The organism is Paenibacillus sp. FSL R7-0198 (genome assembly GCF_038000415.1).
Classification (GTDB): domain Bacteria; phylum Bacillota; class Bacilli; order Paenibacillales; family Paenibacillaceae; genus Paenibacillus.
Map to the genome: position 1 here is coordinate 167,228 of NZ_JBBOCB010000001.1, position 21,753 is coordinate 188,980.

The 21,753-nt window shown below is 43.7% G+C and carries 15 protein-coding genes; 12 read left to right on the plus strand and 3 right to left on the minus strand.

All coding sequences use genetic code 11. From position 1 onward, the window contains the following. Positions 1 to 170 precede the first annotated feature (170 nt). The 6 genes from MKY87_RS00655 (at position 171) to MKY87_RS00680 (ending at position 7,581) form a co-directional block, all read left to right on the plus strand. On the plus strand, positions 171 to 1,640 hold the full coding sequence (locus MKY87_RS00655; protein WP_340962504.1) for a sensor histidine kinase: 1,470 nt from the start codon (positions 171 to 173) through the stop codon (positions 1,638 to 1,640). Positions 1,641 to 1,646: 6 nt separating this feature from the next. After that, on the plus strand, positions 1,647 to 2,339 hold the full coding sequence (locus tag MKY87_RS00660) for a response regulator transcription factor (RefSeq protein WP_047843050.1): 693 nt from the start codon (positions 1,647 to 1,649) through the stop codon (positions 2,337 to 2,339). Between the two features lie 119 nt (positions 2,340 to 2,458). Next, positions 2,459 to 3,967, plus strand: a complete 1,509-nt coding sequence (locus MKY87_RS00665; RefSeq protein ID WP_340962505.1) for an S-layer homology domain-containing protein — start codon at positions 2,459 to 2,461, stop codon at positions 3,965 to 3,967. 10 nt (positions 3,968 to 3,977) lie between these two features. Beyond that, positions 3,978 to 4,682 carry an ankyrin repeat domain-containing protein gene (locus tag MKY87_RS00670; RefSeq protein WP_340962506.1) on the plus strand — a complete coding sequence of 235 codons (705 nt, stop codon included), beginning with the start codon at positions 3,978 to 3,980 and terminating at the stop codon, positions 4,680 to 4,682. Positions 4,683 to 4,993: 311 nt separating this feature from the next. Continuing rightward, entirely contained in the window at positions 4,994 to 5,707 is a 714-nt protein-coding gene (gene bglS, locus MKY87_RS00675) for a beta-glucanase (RefSeq protein WP_338594963.1), read from the plus strand. Between the two features lie 227 nt (positions 5,708 to 5,934). Further along, entirely contained in the window at positions 5,935 to 7,581 is a 1,647-nt protein-coding gene (locus MKY87_RS00680) for an extracellular solute-binding protein (protein WP_431523322.1), read from the plus strand. Positions 7,582 to 7,736: 155 nt separating this feature from the next. Here MKY87_RS00680 and MKY87_RS00685 read toward each other — a convergent pair whose 3' ends face one another. Both MKY87_RS00685 and MKY87_RS00690 read right to left on the minus strand, forming a co-directional pair. Continuing rightward, a complete protein-coding gene (locus tag MKY87_RS00685; protein WP_340962507.1) occupies positions 7,737 to 9,377 on the minus strand; it encodes a response regulator in 1,641 nt (546 codons plus the stop codon). Positions 9,378 to 9,388: 11 nt separating this feature from the next. Then, a complete protein-coding gene (locus MKY87_RS00690) occupies positions 9,389 to 11,098 on the minus strand; it encodes a sensor histidine kinase (RefSeq protein WP_340962509.1) in 1,710 nt (569 codons plus the stop codon). A 146-nt stretch (positions 11,099 to 11,244) separates the two neighbouring features. Between MKY87_RS00690 and MKY87_RS00695 the strand changes: the two genes are divergently transcribed. From MKY87_RS00695 to MKY87_RS00705, 3 genes are read left to right on the plus strand one after another with little or no spacing between them, the layout of a single operon-like run. Next, a complete protein-coding gene (locus tag MKY87_RS00695; protein WP_091018939.1) occupies positions 11,245 to 12,195 on the plus strand; it encodes an ABC transporter permease in 951 nt (316 codons plus the stop codon). Positions 12,196 to 12,210: 15 nt separating this feature from the next. Then, positions 12,211 to 13,089: a carbohydrate ABC transporter permease gene (locus MKY87_RS00700; RefSeq protein ID WP_076210648.1), complete on the plus strand. Its 879-nt coding sequence runs from the start codon at positions 12,211 to 12,213 to the stop codon at positions 13,087 to 13,089. A 42-nt stretch (positions 13,090 to 13,131) separates the two neighbouring features. Beyond that, entirely contained in the window at positions 13,132 to 17,556 is a 4,425-nt protein-coding gene (locus MKY87_RS00705) for a carbohydrate binding domain-containing protein (protein WP_340962510.1), read from the plus strand. Positions 17,557 to 17,692: 136 nt separating this feature from the next. On the opposite strand, the gene MKY87_RS00710 is transcribed toward MKY87_RS00705, so the two are convergent. Then, complete coding sequence (locus tag MKY87_RS00710; RefSeq protein WP_339783823.1) at positions 17,693 to 18,544, minus strand: aldo/keto reductase; 852 nt, start codon at positions 18,542 to 18,544, stop codon at positions 17,693 to 17,695. Between the two features lie 181 nt (positions 18,545 to 18,725). Between MKY87_RS00710 and MKY87_RS00715 the strand changes: the two genes are divergently transcribed. The 3 genes from MKY87_RS00715 (at position 18,726) to MKY87_RS00725 (ending at position 21,656) form a co-directional block, all read left to right on the plus strand. After that, the gene (locus tag MKY87_RS00715; RefSeq protein ID WP_219845137.1) at positions 18,726 to 18,854 is read left to right on the plus strand and encodes a DUF6254 family protein; all 129 of its coding nucleotides are present in this window, start codon (positions 18,726 to 18,728) and stop codon (positions 18,852 to 18,854) included. Positions 18,855 to 19,217: 363 nt separating this feature from the next. Then, positions 19,218 to 20,516 (plus strand): NCS2 family permease, encoded by a 1,299-nt coding sequence (locus MKY87_RS00720; protein ID WP_017688352.1) that lies wholly within the window; start codon positions 19,218 to 19,220, stop codon positions 20,514 to 20,516. A gap of 162 nt (positions 20,517 to 20,678) precedes the next feature. Continuing rightward, positions 20,679 to 21,656: an alpha/beta hydrolase gene (locus MKY87_RS00725; RefSeq protein ID WP_339783822.1), complete on the plus strand. Its 978-nt coding sequence runs from the start codon at positions 20,679 to 20,681 to the stop codon at positions 21,654 to 21,656. Positions 21,657 to 21,753: the final 97 nt, after the last annotated feature.

Below are 21,753 nucleotides of genomic sequence, written 5' to 3' on the forward strand. Positions count from 1 at the left end.
CATTCTAAGATAAATCGTTGTGCACCTTACTCCAACATTATTGATAACGATTATCACTGTCAACATATATAATGATAAAGAAAGCTCTTTTTTACATATGGGCAATAGAATCCATCTTGTGTTAACATGTGCACTAACTAATCCAATTGCTTGCTTGAGAAGGGGAACCCATGTCAATTCGAATAAAAATGCTGCTGTCTTTCACGGGCATGCTCGTTATAAGTCTACTGTTCATCCTGCTTACGGCAAGTCTGTATACGATTGCGGCCACAGGGGATCTACAGAGTTTCCGTGATATATACAAGGTACATTATCAGATCAACCCCCTGACTGAACAGGGAGAATCGATCTTTCAAGAGATGAAGTTCCTGGCCAAAAATGACCCGGACGACCTGCAAAACAAGGTTTTGCTGCGTGAATATGATATGAAGCTTCGAGCTGAGAAGTCAGGGCTCTACGTCAGACGGGAGAATAGCCAGATCTTCGAATCGCTGACCTTCAACCAGCCAGAGCTGAAGCAAGCACTGCCTGCCTATGATCTTAACAATTACCAGATTCGGAGCACCTTCAATATTGGTGAGCGATTTTACGCGTATGCAAAATTTGATTTTCAGTATTCAGACGGGGAACGAGGGAGTATCTTTGTCATTCGCGAGAGAAGCCCTTTTGCGGAGCTTACTCGCAAACTGCTACCTGTGATGTCATTCCTGCTTATTGGCGTCCTCATCATTGCAAATCTACTCCTGTTCCGCTGGATCACGCGCAGCTTCATTAAGCCATTGAATCAACTACGAAGTTCAGCCGAACATATTAAAGATGGCAATCTATCCTTTAAGCTTCAGCTAAACTCCAATGACGAGGTTGGTCAACTCAGCGAAGCGTTTGAGAGCATGCGGAATCAATTACAGCTCTCCTATGCATTACGAGAGCAGGACGAAGTAAACCGCAAAGAGCTCATCTCCAACATTTCGCATGATCTCCGTACGCCGATTACCAATATCAAAGGGTATATTGAGGGTATTCGTGACGGAGTGGCTAATACTCCGGAGAAAATGGAGAGTTACGTTAATATCATTCACTCCAAAGCAGTTAGCATGGATAAGCTGGTGGATGAACTGTTTTTGTATTCCAAGCTCGACTTGAACCAAGAACCTTTCCTGTTCAAGACAGTTGATCTCGCTGATTTCCTTGAAGATAGCATCGAAGAGCTGAGATATGATCTGGAGGATAAAGATGTTGCCCTGGATTGGATTAACCAGGTGTTTGGTCCCGCCATGGCTGCTGTGGATCCAGAGAAGTTAAAACGTACCGTTGTTAATGTGGTGGATAATGCACTCAAATACATGGAGAATGAACACAAACGGTTCGAGATTACACTTCAAGCTGATGAGAAATGGATTACAATGGGCTTTAAAGATAATGGCAGGGGAATACCCGAAGAGGCACTGCCTTATATATTTGAACGCTTTTATCGTGCAGAACAATCCCGCAATTCCTCAACGGGCGGAAGTGGACTTGGACTGGCAATAGCCCGCCAAATAATTGATGGACATGGGGGCTTCATCTGGGCAGAAAGCCAGCCCAATGATGGCACGAGCATATATATCAAGCTGAAACGGCTGAATGAAGAGAGGGACTAATGAGTAATGGCAAACATTTTGATCATTGAAGATGAAACAACGATCGCGGAACTGGAACGGGATTATTTTGAGCTCAACGGATTTTCTGTGGATCTCTGCCATACTGGAGATGAAGGCCTGAAACAGGCACTGGAGGGGGACTATAATCTGATCATTGTTGATCTGATGCTTCCGGGACTCGACGGCTTCGAATGTTGCAGGCGCATTCGCGAGGTGAAGGAGGTGCCCATCCTTGTCGTTTCCGCGAAAAAGGAAGAAATCGATAAGATCAGGACATTTAATCTGGGAGTTGATGACTTTATTACAAAACCGTTCAGCCCAAGTGAATTAGTTGCACGAGCAAAGGCTCATTTGACCCGATACGAGAGACTACTTGGTAAAAACAAACCAGCTGAGCAGGATGAAATCCACATTCGCGGGCTTCACATTGATAAAGGATCACGCCGCGTTTTTGTTAATGGAGAAGAGGTGGCGATTACAACCAAGGAATTCGAGTTACTTGTATTTCTTGCGAGTCATCCCAATCGTGTATTCAGCAAATCTGATCTGTTCGAGCGGATCTGGGGCATGGATTCCACCGGAGACATTGCGACGGTAACCGTCCATATTCGCAAACTGCGTGGGAAGCTGGAGACAGACCCCAAAAATCCAGAGTATATCGAAACCGTCTGGGGCGCGGGCTATCGGTTTACTGCATAAGTTTCGTGAAAATTTAGACCCAGTTTATATTTTGTTAATAACTTTGTCCTTGGGAGTTTCTTTTTGTCCTCTATTCTATAGATACAGGCAACTACAACCTATAGAGGAGGAATTCAACTATGAATTCTACAACCCGCAAAATCGCTACTTTTTTAACCATAACTGCATTAGGTACAGCAGTATTCCCGCTAACTGCGAATCAAGTACATGCAGCTACATACGTTACTAACATTGCAGCAACAACCGCACAGCTTACCCAACAACAGATTGAAACTGCTATCAAGGATCTGAATAGCTTGGGGATCATGAACGGATATGCAGATCAATCTATGGGTGAACATCGAGCAATTACCCGTGCGGAGTTAGCTTCATTGGTTTTCAAAACATTTAATTTGGAGAGCAAGACGGGAGAAGCCGTAGAATTAACGGATGTAAATCCCAATGCATGGTATGCGCCATATGCGTCAAAGCTTGTTGAACTCGGCATCATGCAAGCTAACGATGGACAATTCAATCCGCAGACTCAAGTGTCGGATGCTGAACTCGAACAAGTCGTATCTAAAGCAATGCAACGTGATGTAAAGTCCGTTCACCATTGGATGAGCGTGTTCTACTCCGAGAACGGTTCAGCAACGCGTGGCGAAACAGCAGTGTTGTTACAAACCGCACACCAAGCTATTCCTTCGGAGCAAGCTCAAATCAAGAGCGTTAGATCACTGAATGCCATTACGTTAATTGTAACTTTTGACAAACCGCTGACAGCAGCGAATGAAGCTTTTGCCAAGGCACAAACGGACTTTGCGTTTAGTGGCGGATTGACGTTAACCAATATGCCCCGTTTGAAAACAGGGTCGATTGCGACTTACATCGTTCCAACGTCCGTACAAGATGCTGGTGAAGTGTACAACTTGACTTACAAAGGGCAAGACGCTGGGTCCTTTGAAGGTAGTGGCACGAAAATAAACATGACAACGGCTAGTCAAGTAACGAATGATACATTCGAGATTGAAGCACTGCAAGTGAACGGTGTAGTGGATTACGGTTACATCATTTCGGCTTACAGCGGTGGCCGAGGAGCTAATGCATTTGTGCTGAATGATCAAGAGCAAGCAGGAGGCAAAACGGTTCAAATCATCTCTTCCATGCAAGCAAGACAAGTTGTAATTACGCCAGAAGGTGGCGAGCCTATCGTTGCCAGATATGTTCCGTTCACACAATCCACAGATGGTAAACAAGAACCGAAGTTCCGTTTGCCTGAGGGTCAAACGCTGAAATCAGGTGTCACATATACGGTTACTTCGGATTGGGCGAACCTAGAAAATGCTTCATTTACAGCGAAATCGTTTGATTCGTTGGTGGTTGCAAGTGCTCAAGCAGTGAGCGAAACCTCCATTGAAGTTACGCTTGACCAGGACCCTGGGGATGAACTGTTCTCTGGTCGAAGTGTAACGTTAACTTCACCTAGCGGGGATGTTCTGACGGCCACTTATAAATATTCAAGTCGAAAAGGTGCGACGGGTGTATTCGACCTAACAAATGATGGGAAGTTAACTCCGGGTACTACGTATACAATAAACCCAGTTGGCGATTGGAGTGTCGCTTCTTCGGTCACCGTGACACTGGAGTAAGGGAGGCAGTATGAGTAAATCGCTGATCATCGTTATCCTGATAAGCAGTATGTTGATCGTTCAAGGCTGCGTGCCTGAAATGAGAAACGACTCCAACGTGGAGGAAAAGGCCATGACTTCAGCAGATGAGCAGCTGTTCAAGGCAGTAGAGGACAGCGATACTGAACGCATCGAACAAATGATTCAAGCAGGTGCCAATATCAATGCTCAAGATCAGAGTGGACGAACCGCTACAATGATTGCAACTTACAATAATGATCTAACATCGGCTAAAGTGTTAATTGAAGCGGGGGCAGATGTGAATATACAGGACGATATGCAAAATACCCCGTTTCTGTATGCTGGCGCTGAAGGATACTTGGATATTTTGAAGCTGACAGTTGAGGCGGGAGCGGACCCAGCGATAACGAATCGATATGGAGGGACAGCGCTTATTCCAGCTTCGGAGCATGGATATGTGGATGTAGTGCAAGAATTACTGACTCAAACTTCGGTGGATGTGGACCATGTGAATCAATTGGGATGGACAGCACTACTCGAAGCGATCATTCTTAACGATGGCAATGCTCAACAGCAGGAGACGATACAATTACTCATTGACCACGGAGCAGACGTAAACATATCGGATCGTGATGGGGTGTCACCACTCAGTCATGCGCAGAATAAAGGCTTCAAGGAAATTGAAGACATTTTGGTACAAGCTGGTGCGAAATAGACCCTTTTAGGGTGAGTAAATTAACAAACATGTTGAGATAGATGTAAAAATGGTTTTCATGGAGCGCCTGATTCCTTCTATGCTGAAGGGCAGGCGCTTCATTCAATCAATCTTACGTGTATGAAAGTAGCATAGTTTTTACGTGTCATAATGAGATACGGAAACGAGAATCTTAAAAAATGAATATCTCTGCTTTAAAGTTTGCTATAGTGTACTACTCTGCTTCCAGATAAAATGGAAATACCAACCATGTAAGCGCTATCTATTATTAAACTGCTTGTACATGTTGGAATTATTCATGGAGGTGTATGATGAAGAGAAAGTCTTGGTATACGTTGGTGGTGACTGGTGTCGTCTCTTTGTTTTTTTCAGTAAGCGCTTTCGCGGGTTATGTGTTCTGGGAACCTCTAACCTATTTTAACGCAAGTACGTGGCAAAAAGCAGATGGGTATTCCAACGGGAACATGTTTAACTGTACGTGGAGGGCTAACAATGTTAATTTTACAAGTGACGGCAAGCTTAAGCTTGGTTTGACCAGCTCTGCACAGAACAAATTTGATTGCGGAGAGTACCGTTCCACGAATACGTATGGGTACGGCTTGTATGAAGTCAGTATGAAACCTGCCAAGAACACAGGTGTAGTTTCCTCATTTTTCACATACACAGGGCCCGCACATGGCACCCAATGGGATGAGATTGATATCGAATTTTTAGGAAAAGACACAACCAAAGTGCAGTTTAATTATTACACCAATGGAGTTGGTAATCATGAGAAGATTATCAATCTAGGTTTTGATGCATCCCAGGGTTTCCATACGTATGCATTTGATTGGCAGCCCGGACATATCAAATGGTATGTTGATGGTGTACTGAAACACACGGCAACCAGCAATATTCCTAAAACACCCGGAAAAATCATGATGAACCTCTGGAATGGAACAGGAGTAGATAGCTGGCTCGGTCCTTATAATGGGGCCAATCCGCTCTATGCAGAGTACGATTGGGTCAAATATACGAGTAATTAAGCAGACTGAAGCAGCCGTTAGCGGCTGCTTTTTTCTATATTCTGGCATTGTATTTATTCAATATATGTATTCAATATCCAATATCCTAAATTAATGCAATAAATGTTGCAATATTAGTATGGGCATAAATATCAAACATTCATTATGATTAACCTGTAAGCAACATTACATAGACTGGGGGAACGAAGTTGGACACAAGTAAAAAGAGACGAGTAGGCAGTTTGGTCATGATCGGTGTATTGGCCCTATCTGCAGCCCTGAGTGGGTGTAGTAACGGGAGCGACAAGAAAACAGAATCGAGTACACCAGCAACAACGTTGGAGCTCAAAGATGGAAAGTATGATCCACCAGTATCCATTACGTATTTACGACCATGGGGTCCAGACGTGAAGTTTAAGCCAGGCGAGGATCAGGATAACAACGTCCATACAAAATGGGCCAAGGAGAAACTCGGGATTGAGTTGAAAAACCAGTGGATATCTCCTTCTACCAATAATGCATTTGAGACGAAACTGCGTCTATCACTTGCTTCCAATGCGGACATGCCAGACATTATTTCGTATCGCGGGGAATTCAATCTCGTGCGTGAATTGATTGAGTCTGGAAAATTTGTCGATGCGGGCGAGTTGTTTGACAAATATGCCAGCGACACATGGAAAGCAGCCGTAAACGAAGATCCTTCCGTATGGTATCCATACATGCAAGATGGCAAAAAGATCGGTATTCCGATTCTGGACTATTCCTATAATGGTGATCCTGTCATGTGGATCCGTGAAGACTGGATGAAGAAATTCAATCTGGAAGCACCTAAAACGATAGATGATCTTGAAGTCATTATGGAAACGTTTACGAATCAAGATCCGGATGGCAATGGGAAACAAGATACCTACGGACTCACCATTGGCTTTAAGAACTGGCTGAACACATGGATGTCGGAAGCTGGATGGGTATTTGGCGCTTATGGTACAATGCCAAACCAATGGAATCTGACGGCAGACGGAAAACTTGAATACGGTTCCGTTACACCTGGTGCAAAACAGGCTTTGGCCAAATTACAGAGCTGGATGAGCAAAGGTTATATCCCGGAAGAAGCCGGTGTGTATGACGAGACAAAAGCAGCTGAAGAATTTACTGCCGGAAAAGCAGGTATTGTGGTAGGTCCTCACTGGATGCCATCCTGGCCGCTGGAGGATGTGAAGAAAAACAATCCTGAGGCTGAATACAAGGCGTATCCCATTCCTTCCGGTCCAAACGGTCAAGCAGGAAGACATGGTACGTCGAACGGAAACGGCGTAGTTCTGATTAACAAAGACATGAAAAATCCGGAAGCCTTTTTCACCTATCAGAACTATCTCTTTGATCACTATGCGAATCCTAAAGAGGGCGATGAGTTTGAGCATGGATTTGCGGAAGGATACGATTGGGTTATGGTAGATGGGAAACCATCAACCGATGCAAGTCTTACAGGTGGTTATGCTCCCGAGAAGTACACTTTGACTTTTGATGGAGCGCGAATTCCGAATCTGAGTATGACAACACTCGCGAAGCTGGCAAGTGGTGAAGAACCAACAACGCCATTTGAGAAAAAAATCAAATCAGGTGTACCAACACCTATGCTTGATGCAGCCAAGATTGTATTGGATCAAAAGGATATCGTGTTCAATCAAATGTTTACTGGTGCACCTTCAATGACGATGCAGATGAACAATGACATTTTGACAAAGATGGAGAAGGATACCTTCTCTCAAATTGTATATGGCAAAACCTCTGTTGATGCATTCGACTCATTTGTTGAGAAGTGGAAGTCTTCAGGTGGAGATCAGATTACAAAAGAAGTTAACGAGTGGTATGATTCCGTGAAAAGCGGAAAATAGGATGACGCAGGGCTGGCTGAATTGATTCATCCCGGCCACATAAGCACCAAAAAGGCATTGCAGGAGGAGATCTCCGGCGATGCCTTTTTGTATTTGATATGGAGAAGGGGAAACCAGAGAGATACCAGAACGTCAAGTCTAGTCTGTGTACTCTCTTAAACCGGCAGATTTTCCCGATATTCTTGTGGTGTAAGATCATAAAATTTCTTGAAAACTCGAATAAAATATGCTGTATTGTTGTAACCGACAAGTTCAGCAATCTCAAATACCTTGGCGGTTGACGTTCGTAAATGATAGGCTGCTTTCTCCATTCTTAACCGGTACACATAGGCAGTAAGTGCTTCACCGGTCTCCGCCTTGTATACCTTGGACAAGTACACTGGATGCAGATGCACATGGTCGGCAATTGCAGGCAGTGATACATCTCCAGCCAGATGAAGGTCGACAAAACTTTTGACGCTGCGTACAATGGTGCTGTGATTGTCTCTGAGCTCTTGTTCGGCATCATCTCTTATGTAATGAAGTGTGCGTATGGACCAGTCCTGTAATTGCTGTGCAGTGGAGTAACTGGGAGCTTGAAAGTAACGATAGGACTCTGCTGGAATCAAAGAAGAGATTTGTTTGCCATTTTTATGAATGATGTACGCAAACGCACCCGCAATAGCAAAATACACCTCAAAGGTTGACTCCGCAATATCATGATGTTCATTGGAATGCAGCAGTTCCTCAAAAATGTGCTCGATTTTCTGTTCGACATCCTCAAAGCGACCAGCTTCGAGCAGGCTAATCAACGTTGGTGGCTGATACAGCGACCTGATCGTATGTAGAGGATTGGCATCCGTTTCATCGGAAGCGGTGACAAACAAACCTTGCACCTGACCCATCCGTTTACGCATGGACATGACCGTTCGCTCATATAGTTCTCCAATTTCGTGGGGGAACTTGCCCCAACTGGAGACGGAAATGGAGATTGCACCTTTCAGGTATAACTGAACATTGGTTTGAATCTGGGCAGCATACTGCTCAAGCAATGTCTGAGGCGTCTCACTCCTGCTATGACTCATCGTTGTGGAATGTTTCATGCTTACCAGAACAACAATGTAATCATGCACGTCTCGTGTGTGCCAGATATGAAAATGATTATGCATCACTTCACTTATGATATTACATATCGCATATTCCATTAAAGCCAGGTCGCCGTGTGCCATATCGGATAGATGTTTCTCCATACGAATAATCAGCATGCCGAGATCTTCTCCTACGGAGTAGGGAAGCTCCAGCAGATCAAGCTTGTCTGCCAGCGTCTTCTGATCATAGACTTTTCCAGTCAGCAACTCATGCAGCATCGTGGATTGAAGCAATGGCAGATGATCCTGAAAGGCGTGTAAGGCTCTTTGATGAGATGCTGCGGTTTCCCACTTTTCTTTAATTCGATGAACAAGACGTTGCACGGATTCGATGAGATCTTCATCACTAACAGGTTTCAGCAAGTAATCAAAGCTTTCCTGTGCAATGGCCTGTTTCGCATATTCAAAGTCGGCGTGACCTGATAAAAGAATTGTCTGCACATGCGGCCACTTTTCATGAATCGCTGTAATTAGTGCAATGCCTGACATTTCGGGCATACGTATATCCGTAATTACAATGTCAATATCGTGGTTGTCCATAATTTCCAGCGCTACTGCACCGGATAAGGCTTCATGAACTGTACCGATCCCGCAGCTTTCCCACGGAATGGTCTCTGCCAGCGTTTCCACGACGGAACGTTCATCGTCAACTAATAATATTTGCAGCATGGGTCGTTCACCTACTTGTCTGTATTGTCGTGCCATGTGATGTTAACTTTAATTCCACCCATTGAAGAATGATCATAAGATAGTCCAGATCCTTCACCGTACAGGAAAGACAAACGCTGATGGACATTCCATGTACCACATCCCATATTCTCATCCAGCGGTTTAAGAAGATTATCCCTCAGATGATCAAGCTGTTTCTCAGACATGCCAAGCCCGCTGTCCTCCACGATAATCGTGTACACATCATCGTCGCAGTCCGCATAGATTTTAATCTCACCATCCACCGATTTGGGCTCCAGACCATGAATAATAGCGTTCTCAATAATAGGCTGAAGGGTTAGTCTGGGAACTGTTTTATCTAAAATATCATGGGGCACGTCGATTGTAAAATGCATTCGTTCCAGACGAAGTGACTGGATTTCCAAATAATTTTTGACCATCGTCAGTTCTTCACGAAGCGTGGCTTGATCCTTTTCGGACCTGGTTATGTATCGGTAATACTCTCCCAGATTCAGTGCCATGGCTACCACGGCCTTTTCATTTTTCATTCGGGCCATGTTCTTGATATAGAACAGGCAGTTATATAGAAAATGTGGATTAATCTGCGATTGTAACTGTTTGAGTGTGGCTTCCCGACTTCGTAATTTCTCCTCATATACATTCTCGATTAATTCTTGAATTCGTTGAGCCATGATGTTGAAACGTGCAAATAACAGGCTGAACTCATTGCGTGCAGAATGATGAAGCCGAACGGAAAAGTCCCCGGTGGACAAGCGATTTGTCCCTTTCACCAACTGTAAGAGTGGAAGCTGTACACTTCGGTAGAGTGTATATAATACAACAACGCTCATCACGATCAGAACGGCAATTGAAGCGTAAAAGAGATTCCGGCTGCTCGTAATCGGTTTCAAAATCTGCTGCATCGGCACATAGTCAACATAATACCAGCCGAGGCTCTTGGATTGAATGTAGGAGACATAATATTCCGTTTTGTTCAACGTTGTACTGAATCCACCGCTGGCCTGCAGTTTTGCTTCTTTCAGGGAAGGCAGGATCGCGTTCAAGGTTTCCTTTCCAGAACTATTGCTGATTAACCCATAATCGGGATGGAACATGAACGGGTCACCTTTATTATTTAACTTGTTTTGATTAAGAAGTGCAGTTAAGTGATGAACTGGAAAACTGATTTTGGTAATCAATCTGGCTTTGTCAGGTCTCGCCATCGCTGTCGTTGGATCGGTAGTGTACCAGATAAATTGATTGTCGGCATAGGTCCAGGATTGGGAGAGAGGCTCCCTAAACTCATCATCCCTGTACGGAATGTAAGCATAATAATCCGTTGATATCACTTTTTCCATCCTTGGGAAGTATAGTGTGATGGTCGAATGCCATTTGCTTGCTGCGTTGTACAGATTCATCTTTTCCAGAATGGCGCTTCCAACTTTCACACGTTCATAGGGAATGTCCTTGTAGTCGGGGCGTTGATACTCTTGAATACTCGAATCTTGCCCAATAGACATCCCATACAATGACAATTGGTAAATGTTGGATTCTACTGAATCAGCAAATGTTGAGAGATGATTCATCGTATTGTTCTGAATCTCGTGTTCGATAACACGCACGCTTTCCCGGTTCGAGTATGTATAGAGAAACAGCACCAGTATAAGCAGCATCACAAACAACAATGTAATTTTGGTAAAGACATTCATACGTGTAAACAAAGTCCAACCTCCTAAATCTTATTAAAATATTGATATCGTTGTTGCAATATTAGGATATAGATCGCAAATTTCCATTGCTATAATTTTAATATACAAGTTCACGATGACTTGTAAAATACAAAATTTAGAACATGGGGGATGCAGGAGTGAAGGAACATACGTTAGAAACGCCGCATAAACGGCGCTCCACCAGGGTTAAACAGCGCTGGAATATGCAACGGAATTGGACCTTGCATATGATGCTCGTTCCAGCTGTATTGCTGGCACTGGTGTTTCAGTACATACCGATGGGCGGCATTGTAATTGCTTTTCAGGATTTTAAGCCATACTTGGGATTTTCTGAATCCAAATGGGTTGGTTGGGATAATTTTCGATATTTATTTTTATATCCGGACGTAGGTCAGGTGATATGGAATACGCTGGTCATTGCATTTTTCAAAATCATCGCAGGTCTATTCGCTCCATTCCTGTTTGCCATTTTGCTCAATGAAGTGCGCTTGACGGCATTCAAGAGAGTAAGTCAAACGCTTGTGTATCTACCGCATTTCCTATCATGGGTTATTCTCGGTGGTATTCTTCTCGATATCCTGTCTCCTCAGGGCGGCATGGTCAACCAGCTTGTCGTAGCCTTTGGAGGAGAACCGATCTTCTTCCTGGGAGACGGTACATGGTTCCGAATAACGCTGATCCTCAGTGATGTGTGGAAAGAATTTGGTTTTGGTACGATCGTATTTCTGGCTTCTCTCTCAGGAATTAATCCTGCACTCTACGAGGCTGCCGAGGTGGATGGGGCCAACCGATTTAAACAGACGCTACATATTACGATTCCGGCATTAATGCCGATTACAATCGTTCTGATGACACTCTCTATCGGCAACATCTTGAACGCCGGTTTTGATCAGGTGTTCAACTTGTACAATCCACTTGTGTATGACAAAGGCGACATCATTGATACCTTTGTATATCGACTCGGGATTCTGAACGGGAAGATGAGCTTCGCCACAGCAGTGGGGTTATTCAAATCAGTGGTAGCTACCATTTTGATTGTTATATCTTACAGAATGGCTTACAAACTGGCTAATTATCGAGTTTTCTAGAGAGGAGAAAAGGGCTTGTATTATAAAACAAAAGGATACCGCATATTCAGCATCGCTAACTATACTTTTCTTGGGATATTATCGATACTCTGCATTTTACCAATTATTCATATATTGGCTGTTTCATTCAGCAGTATGGCGCCAGCATCATCAAACCTGGTTACCTTCTGGCCCATCGGGTTCACAACCGACGCATATGTGAAAACATTCGGGAATTCAAACTTCATCAACTCCTTGATCGTATCACTTAAACGGACCGTAATTGCGACGATCATCGGTATGGTCATTATGCTCATTACCGCGTTTCCGTTGTCCAAGGAAGATATCAGTTTTAAAGGTCGCTCTTTGTATACATGGTTTTTCGTATTTACCATTTTGTTCAGCGGCGGTTTGATTCCAAGTTACATTCTGATCCAGAAGCTTGGCTTGATGAATACAATCTGGGCACTTATTCTGCCTGGCGCACTGTCCGTGTGGAACGTTATTCTCATGATGAACTTCTTCCGCGGACTGCCCAAAGAACTTGAGGAAGCAGCCTATTTGGATGGAGCAGGTCATATCAAAACGTTGATTCTGGTCTACGTACCACTGTCGCTTCCAGCGATTGCAACCTTGTCCTTATTTACGATGGTGTATCAGTGGAACTCCTGGTTCGACGGCATGATTTATATGTCTGATATTAAAAATTATCCGCTTGCCTCTCTGTTACAGACCATTATTGTTCAGCAAGATCTCAGCAAAATCAATGTGGACCCTTCCATGTTGGAGAATATCTCGCAACGGACCGTACGTGCAGCACAGATCTTTATCGGTGCGCTTCCGATTCTGATGGTATACCCGTTTTTACAACGCTTCTTTGTAAAGGGAATTGTTATTGGAGCAGTCAAGGAATAGGTTATGCAATGCAAGGATAACCGAGCTGAGGGAGGAAGTAAGATGAGAAGAGGATTGGCATGTATGGTGGCATGGAGCTTAATGGCTTCGCTCGTTTATCCAGCAACTGCTGGAGCGGAAAGTTTACAGGGTCGTGGGGAGGTAGGGAATGTGCAGGCTACAAGCCTGCACGTCTCTGTTCCCTATAAAGACCTTACCGGGCATTGGTCACAATCCGCAGTTACACGGTTGCAAGACTTGAATTTATTGCAGGGTTACACGGACGGTACATTCAAGCCCAGTCAGGTCATTAGCCGTGCTGAATTCGTGATGATTCTGGATCGGGCCTTTGGTTTCACCGGAAATGCGGCGACTGGTTCATATGCAGATGTGACTTCAGACGATTGGTACTATGACGTGATGGTACGAGCGAATGGTTCCGGCATCATCGAAGGAAAAGACCGTGAACATCTGTCACCGGGGCAACCGATTACACGCCAAGATGCAGCGGTTATGGTAGATCGAGCTTTTCAACTTTCAGCGGGTACAAGTGAAAATAGTGAAGGATTGAAATTTGAGGATGCAGATGATATTTCCGGTTATTCCAAGAAAGCGCTTACTTATCTGGTGAACGAAAATATTCTTAAAGGTTTCCAAGGTAAATTAAATCCCAAATCCCCGATTACACGAGCGGAGACAGCAGCGTTACTGTCGGCGATGATTGCCGATGTGAAAAGTGCTCCTGGTATATATGAATCCCGGGTGGATGGCAACTTCATTGTTAAATCGACAGATGTCACGCTGAAAAATACCGTTATCAACGGAAATCTGCTGCTGGCAGAAGGCATTGGCGAGGGGACTGTTGTTCTTCAGGGCGTAACTGTTACAGGAAGTGTCATCATTAAAGGCGGAGGCAGCCATTCCATCAACATTAACAACTCCAAGCTGAATCGAGTAGTCGTTGACAAACGTGGGGAACCCGTCAGAGTTGCCATTACGGAAGAAAGTAACATTCAGGAGATGCATGTAAAGCAGAAATCCATTCTGGAGATCTCTTCAAACAGCCTGATTGATTCCATGAATATTCATGCAGAAGCGAGTCAGACTCGAATGGATACCAAAGGTACGATCCAAAAATTGAGTGTAGATGCCGATGATGTTGTGATCAACGGAGAGAAAGTAAAACAAGGATTGCGCACATCCATGGTGGGTGAAGCCCAAACACCTGCTTCATCACAGCCGGGTGGTTCAACAAATGTGACAAGCACACCTACACCATCGACACCAAGCAATCCGGCTGGCGAAAAACCGGTTCCAGCAACAACGATTCCGCATGATCAATGGGAACTGGTCTGGAATGATGAGTTTAACGGGCCTGCAATTGATGCTTCCAAATGGACCGTTCAGGATACGGGTCTGGTCTACAACAATGAATTGCAGTATTACAGCCCGGACAATACTCGCATTACGAAAGATCAGAACCGAAGCGTGTTGCAGATTGAAGCAAAAAAGGGTCCGAAAAACGGTAAAGATTACAGCTCTGGCAAACTGATCTCCATGGGAAAAGGCGACTGGACCTACGGTAAAGTCGTTGTACGTGCGAAGCTTCCTATTGATAAAGGCATGTGGCCTGCCATATGGATGATGCCAACAGATGAAGCACATTATGGAGGCTGGCCTGCCTCTGGAGAAATCGATATTATGGAGCTAATTGGTGGCAAAGAGAGTAATAACAAGGTATATAGCACATTGCATTATGACAGTGTGAAGCCTGACGGTTCCCATGGACATGATCAGGGAAGTCTTACTCTCCCGAAGGAAGAAACTTTTGCTGACGATTATCATGATTTTCAGGTGGAATGGTTGCCGGGTATGATTCGTTTCTATGTGGATGGAAAGCTGCATCATGAAGTGACTAACTGGCAAACGAAGGCCGCGGGCCAACCCGAGTATTATACGTTCCCTGCACCATTTGATCGTCCATTCTATCTGATTCTGAATCTGGCAGTTGGAGGAGACTGGCCGGGCTCACCTGAAAGCAACTTCACTTCCGAAAAGATGAATGTTGATTTTGTGCGTGTATATTCTTACAAAAATCTAGACACATGGCCTGATGTAACAACAAATCCGATCGAGCCTGCACAACAGCGTGAACCACAAGCCGACGGCAATCAAATCTACAATGATCGTTTTGCGGAAGGGGCTGCAGACAATGGAGTGCCTCTGCAGTGGAAATTCATCACAAATGCTGATGGAGCTGGCAGTGTCAAAGTTGTAACGGATGAGCAGAAAGGGAAAGCAGCGGAAGTTACTATTGATGCATCGGGTACTGAAAACTACTCGGTTCAACTCACTCAGATGCCGATGTACATCAAGAAAAACAAAAAGTACAAGATACAGTTTGATGCGAAAGCATCTGCTAACCGTACGATCATGTCCAAACTGAACCAATTTGAAAAAAGCTGGACCAATTATTCGGGTGATAACACCTTTGCACTCACGACAGATTGGCAATCCTATGACTATACCTTCAATATGCGGGACGGCACGGATAACAATGCCAGATTCGAATTTAATCTGGGGTTGGATGATACAACCGTTTGGTTTGCCAATGTCAGACTGATTGAGGTGGGTGAGGCTGATCCAATAACGGTTGAACGGAACGCGCTGCCTGATGGTAATTTCATTTACAATGGTACATTTGATCAAGGTAAGGAACGCCTCGGTTTCTGGACCACCAGCGTCCAGGAGAATGCTGAAGCCAAAATCAGTGTAAATAACTTTTCGAAATTCCCGATTATGGAGCGTCAGCTGGTTGTTGATGTTACTCAAACGAATGGTGAGCCACAGCAGGTGTCAGTGAACCAACCAGAGTTGAAGCTGGAGGCGAATACAACGTATGGCTTTTCCTTTGAAGCTAAGGCAGACAGAGCGCGAAGCATGAACTTGGATCTGATCAGCACGGAAGGACATTCGGTTCAGGTTCATCAGGGTCAAAATCTCCAGCTTGGACAGGAGATGAAGACGTATACGGGAGAAATCATCATTGGAGATGGAGCATCAATCGCACAATCCGAGCTAAGAATGTTGTTTGGCAGTTCTAAAGGTAAGGTATATGTGGACAATGTTCGTCTGACGAAACGAGGCAAACCTCTGTCAGTGAATGGCTACGCACATGTACCTGCAACCGAAGCCTGGGCGATGCAGGGCTTACAACTGGAGGACTCCGTAGAAGGTGGAAAACATGTCAGTTACATGGATCAGGGAGATCTGCTGCAATATAAAATCGATGTAGCCCAAGAGGGAGAATATGTTCTGTCTGCTCGAATGGCCAGTGGAAAAAGTGATTCCAAGGTTCAGTTCAGCATTCAGGATGAACAAGGTACAATCGTTGCTCAATCCGAACTGAATCTCGGAGACACGGGGGGATGGCAAACATACAAAACGGTGTATTTCCCAGGGGTCAACTTGTCAGCAGGCAAATCCTATTATGTGAATTTTGAAGGAGCAGATTATAATACACGCTGGGTGGATATTTCACAAAATAAAGTTCAGAACGGTGAACTTGCAAATACTCTGAATCATTGGGAGCTAATTCCTAATCATCTGACAGCTTCACATGACGAGGGCAAAGGATTAACGATCAACTTGCCAGGTACAAGTGAAGAATGGTGGGATGCATTGCTGCAACAAGGTCAGATCGAACTGGATGCAAATAAATCATACCGACTTACCTTCGAGGCATCCGCTTCAAGTCCTAAATCCATGCAAGCGGTTCTTTCTCAGAATGTAGGGGATTTTGTGAAGTATTTTGAAGAAGAAGTGGAATTAACCGCAGATCAAAAGTCGTATACGTATACCTTCACCATGGGAGATATTTCGGATTCGGCAGCTATGCTTGCATTTGGATTAGGATATCCGCTCTCTACAGGTGAACACTCGATTCACCTTAGTAACGTTCAAATATATGAAGTTAATCCGAATGCAGATCAAGGAGGGCAGCCTGCTCATGTTAATCTTATTCCCAATGGAGACTTTTCCAAAGGTAAGGAAGGTTGGTTTACCCATGCGGATGGTAATGCGGCTGATCTTGAGATGCAGGTTAACAATCAGCAGCTTCAAGCCAAGATTGGTAATGCAGGAAAGAATCCATGGGATCGTCAAGTCATCAATGAAGGATTTGGCATACAGCAAGGTTTCAAATACAAATTGACGTTTAAAGCCAAAGCGGAGAAGTCCAGGAAAGTGGGTTTGGGAATTGGATGGGTTGACGCAGCTGCCAACTATGAATGGCATGGATTCTTTGGGGCACGAGTTGATTTGACTCCAGAAGAACAGGAGTTTACTTTTACATTCGATGCAACAGAAGCCAGTTATGCGTATACTCGAATTTCATTTGATCTGGGTAACATTGATGGTGTGCAAGATGGCAACACAACCGTCTCATTATCCGAGGTCAGCTTGATTAATCTGGGTCCTGCCAATTAGCTTCTAGTCTCTATAACTTCTAGCACCTATATAATGAAGAATCCGATTCCGGTATGTTGGAATCGGATTCTTTTTACAATCTTTTCGGGAAGAGTTAGGCTAGCCTTCAAGATTTTAATGAAGATACAGATTGGAATTAGATATCCAGCTTACGATTACTAATCCATTTCACCATTTCAGGATCGTTATGGGAGAAGAATAGGCTCTGTTTGGTATCTAGCGCAGTAATCGACTCAATATCTGCTTGGCTTAATTCAAAATCAAAAATATTGAAGTTTTCAATAATTCTTTCTTTACGCACCGATTTTGGAATAACAACGACTTCACGTTGGGTCAACCAACGCAAAACCACTTGAGCAACCGATTTGTTGTACTTTTCACCTATAGATAGCAATACCTCATTTTGGAACAAGTCATTTTTCCCTTCAGCAAATGGTGCCCAAGATTCAATCTGCACATTATTTTCTTTCATGAATTGTCCAGTTAAGATCTGCTGGTTGAAGGGATGCGTTTCGACCTGGTTTACAGCAGGGGTTACTTCGTTTTGTAGAATCAAATCCATCAGACGATCCGGCTGGAAGTTACTCACTCCGATTGCACGTACTTTTCCTTCACGGTACAACTCTTCCATAGCACGCCAAGAGCCATGGACGTCTCCAAAAGGTTGATGAATTAAATATAAATCCAAATAGTCCAATTGCAATCGTTCCAAAGATTTTTCAAATGCTTGTTTGGTACGTTCATAACCCGTATCCTGAACCCAAAGTTTTGTCGTGACAAATAATTCTTCTCTGGCCACTGTACTGCGTTTGATCGCTCTGCCCACGGCTTCCTCGTTTAGATAAGAGGCGGCAGTATCAATGAGACGATACCCAGCCGATATGGCATCCATAACACTTTGTTCACATTCGTTTGCATCTGCAATCTGAAACACACCAAAGCCGAGAATAGGCATCTCAACACCATTATTTAAAATTACTTTATTCATATATTAACCTCCAGTTGTGGCATGTCTATATTATTGCATTCCTGCTCTAAAAACCGATATCTAATTTGTCTTATATGCTTGCCTAATTCTCTTATTACCTATGCATGCAGAATAAAGTTGTTCAGGAATGACATCATAAAGAAGTAGTATACATCTCAGTTTCCAGAGGAGGATATCTTGTATGGCTGACCAGAAGAAACGAAAAGAAGCTGCCTGGAAGTCACGAAAGCAAGAACAGCATCCCCATGGCAAAATCAAATCGCTTAAAGAATTATCCAGCGAATATGAAGAGAAACCTACTACGAATTAAGCAAAAGACTGTCAGTGAACATTGCTGGCAGTCTTTCTTCATATATTGCAGACATTGAGCGATACGTACTTACTCTATTCTAAAAACGAATGAACACAAGATATAATGTCTGTATAGTTCGTAAATAACTGTGAACAAATCGTTAATTCATTGACATTGCATGTAATTTTAATTAGAATACGAAATGGACTTCAGGTTGAAAACAGATATGAGTATCTTTATGTTTAGTTTAGAGCTTAGCTGTTGAATCTTTAAATCCTAACGACGAATATAGGAGCGATAATATTACAATCCTATATGAAGATTAGGATTTTTTGTTTTTAGCTTTGGAGTATAATTTGAAAGTTGGAGGCTGGCTTTACCATGGACAAATGGTTCAAACTTAAAGAACGAGGCACAACCATCCCCACAGAAATTATTGCAGGGGTTACAACATTTTTCACAATGGTATACATAGTTATCGTAAACCCAGGAATACTCAGCAGCACAGGCATGGATTTTAACGGGGTATTCATAGCAACGGTACTGGCTAGTATTGTGGGAACTCTGATTATGGGAATATGGTCCAATTATCCAATCGTCATCGCGCCGGGTATGGGCCTGAATGCATTCTTTGCCTATAGTGTAGTTGCCGGATATGGCGTGTCTTGGCAGGTTGCACTGGGAGCTGTATTTATAGCAGGGATTTTGTTTATTATTTTATCGCTTACTTCATTCCGTTACATGTTGCTTGATGCAATTCCCGCAAGTTTAAAACATGCAATAACCGCAGGGATCGGATTGTTTATTACAACGGTAGGTCTGCAAAATGCCGGCATTATTGCCGATTCAGAATCGAATTTGATTACGATCGGGAACTTGGCTGAGCCGATGGCTTATCTGACCATTATCGGATTGATTATTACCGTTGTGCTGATGGCTTACAATGTGAAAGGTTACCTGTTCATCGGCATGGTGGTTACAGCGATACTTGCCTGGATCATGGGACTATTCCAAATGCCAGAATCGATTGTATCCATGCCGCAAGGCCTCGCGTCAACGGCTCTGCAACTGGATCTCGCAGGCGTATTCTCGAATGGCTTGTATACGATCATATTTACGTTCCTGCTGATCACGCTGTTTGATACGACGGGCACGATGCTCGGCGTTGCTGAACAAGCAGGATTGCTTAAGGATGGTAAATTTCCACGCTCGCGTGGCGCATTATTGGCAGATGCCGTAGGAACAACCTCAGGTGCTTTGCTCGGAACAAGCCCAACATCAGCTTATATCGAATCCAGCACAGGGGTGGCTGCAGGCGGAAGAACGGGACTGACGGCGGTAACGGTAAGTGTGCTGCTTGCGCTGACATTATTCTTCACACCGATCGTAAGTGTAATATCAAGCATTCCGGCGATCACTTCTCCAGCACTGATCATTGTTGGATACTTTATGATTAACGTTATCAGCAAAATCAAATGGGATGATCTCGAAGAAGCATTTCCTGCTTTCCTGATTATCATCCTTACTCCATTGACGCATAGTATTGCGACAGGCATCGGCGTAGGTTTCATCTTTTATCCGGTACTTAAGCTGCTTCGCGGAAAAGGTAAAGATGTTCATCCAATCTTCTACATTTTCGCGGTATTGTTCTTCATTCAGCTTGTGTTCCTGGACCACTAAAACTGGTCTAATCAAAAAGAGAACTGCTTTAACAAGCAGTTCTTTTTTTTGTAGTTCATACTCCGTTCATATTCCCGTCACGAAGGGGACATCTTCCATGGTTACACTATACCTATGTCGCAAGAGCGGCTCTACAGATATAAAGGACAGGAGAAGATGGAAATGGCAGAAGCAGTGGATGTAACAACAACGGGGACTAAGGGCCGTAAAAAACGGTACTTATGGTTGAAAATAATAGGTGGTATTGTCGGCGCGCTGGTGCTGTTCATGGGCATCACGTTTGTCGTTCATACGATAAGTAATGGGGCAGAGAAAAAGAAAATTGAATCGTACGGCCAATATGTCAATGTTGATGGGAAAAATATGAATGTATCCATTCAAGGTAGCGGCGAACAAACCATCGTGTTACTTCCCGGACAAGGAACACCGTCACCAGTACTTGATTTCAAATTGTTAATCGATCAATTAACTTCTGATTATAAAGTTGTGGCGATCGAGCCTTTCGGTTATGGATTAAGCGACCAAACCGAGACGGAGAGAACAACGGAGAATATCGTCAGCGAAATTCATGAAGCTGTACAGCAGCTCGGTATAGATCGTTATATTCTGATGGGGCATTCCATCACGGGACTGTACGCGGCGACTTATGTGAACACGTATCCGGATGAAGTCTCTGCTTTTGTCGGGATCGATAGCAGTGTTCCGAATCAACCTGGCATGGATGTTAAATTACCTTTGAACCTAATGAAATTCCTTCAAAAATCAGGCTTAATGAGAGTACTCAATAAAGTGAGTGGTGATTCATATGCATCACTTGCCTATGATGAACATACCAAAGAACAGATGAAGTTGATTTCGAATCAAGTCTCGACAAATCCGACATTAGTAAATGAGCTTAAACATCTGGGTTCCAATTTCAAAAATGGAGAAAAACTCACGTATCCTCGTGATCTGCCGATGCTGCTCTTCGTTCAATCCAATAACGAGCAAAATCCTCAGTGGATTCCATTACATGAGGAGCAAGTGAAACAATCCGCACAGGGAAAAATGATTCCGATGGACGGTTCACATTACCTGCATCATACGAAATACAAAGAAATCGCCGAGGAATTCAAATCTTACATGAAACAAATTCAATAGCATGATTGATTAATAAACTGCGGTACCGAATCTGGTGCCGTGGTTTTTTTGTTATCAGAACGGTCAACAAGTTAAAACACATATGAACATACTTTAT

What these genes read in the sequence shown, in the direction of transcription:
- MKY87_RS00685 (WP_340962507.1), bottom strand. Translation starts at nt 9,377, where the DNA reads ATGCTGCAAATATTATTAGTTGACGATGAACGTTCCGTCGTGGAAACG.
- MKY87_RS00655 (WP_340962504.1), top strand. Translation starts at nt 171, where the DNA reads ATGTCAATTCGAATAAAAATGCTGCTGTCTTTCACGGGCATGCTCGTT.
- MKY87_RS00665 (WP_340962505.1), top strand. Translation starts at nt 2,459, where the DNA reads ATGAATTCTACAACCCGCAAAATCGCTACTTTTTTAACCATAACTGCA.
- MKY87_RS00720 (WP_017688352.1), top strand. Translation starts at nt 19,218, where the DNA reads ATGGACAAATGGTTCAAACTTAAAGAACGAGGCACAACCATCCCCACA.
- MKY87_RS00725 (WP_339783822.1), top strand. Translation starts at nt 20,679, where the DNA reads ATGGCAGAAGCAGTGGATGTAACAACAACGGGGACTAAGGGCCGTAAA.
- MKY87_RS00670 (WP_340962506.1), top strand. Translation starts at nt 3,978, where the DNA reads ATGAGTAAATCGCTGATCATCGTTATCCTGATAAGCAGTATGTTGATC.
- MKY87_RS00705 (WP_340962510.1), top strand. Translation starts at nt 13,132, where the DNA reads ATGAGAAGAGGATTGGCATGTATGGTGGCATGGAGCTTAATGGCTTCG.
- MKY87_RS00680 (WP_431523322.1), top strand. Translation starts at nt 5,935, where the DNA reads ATGATCGGTGTATTGGCCCTATCTGCAGCCCTGAGTGGGTGTAGTAAC.
- MKY87_RS00715 (WP_219845137.1), top strand. Translation starts at nt 18,726, where the DNA reads ATGGCTGACCAGAAGAAACGAAAAGAAGCTGCCTGGAAGTCACGAAAG.
- bglS (WP_338594963.1), top strand. Translation starts at nt 4,994, where the DNA reads ATGAAGAGAAAGTCTTGGTATACGTTGGTGGTGACTGGTGTCGTCTCT.
- MKY87_RS00660 (WP_047843050.1), top strand. Translation starts at nt 1,647, where the DNA reads ATGGCAAACATTTTGATCATTGAAGATGAAACAACGATCGCGGAACTG.
- MKY87_RS00710 (WP_339783823.1), bottom strand. Translation starts at nt 18,544, where the DNA reads ATGAATAAAGTAATTTTAAATAATGGTGTTGAGATGCCTATTCTCGGC.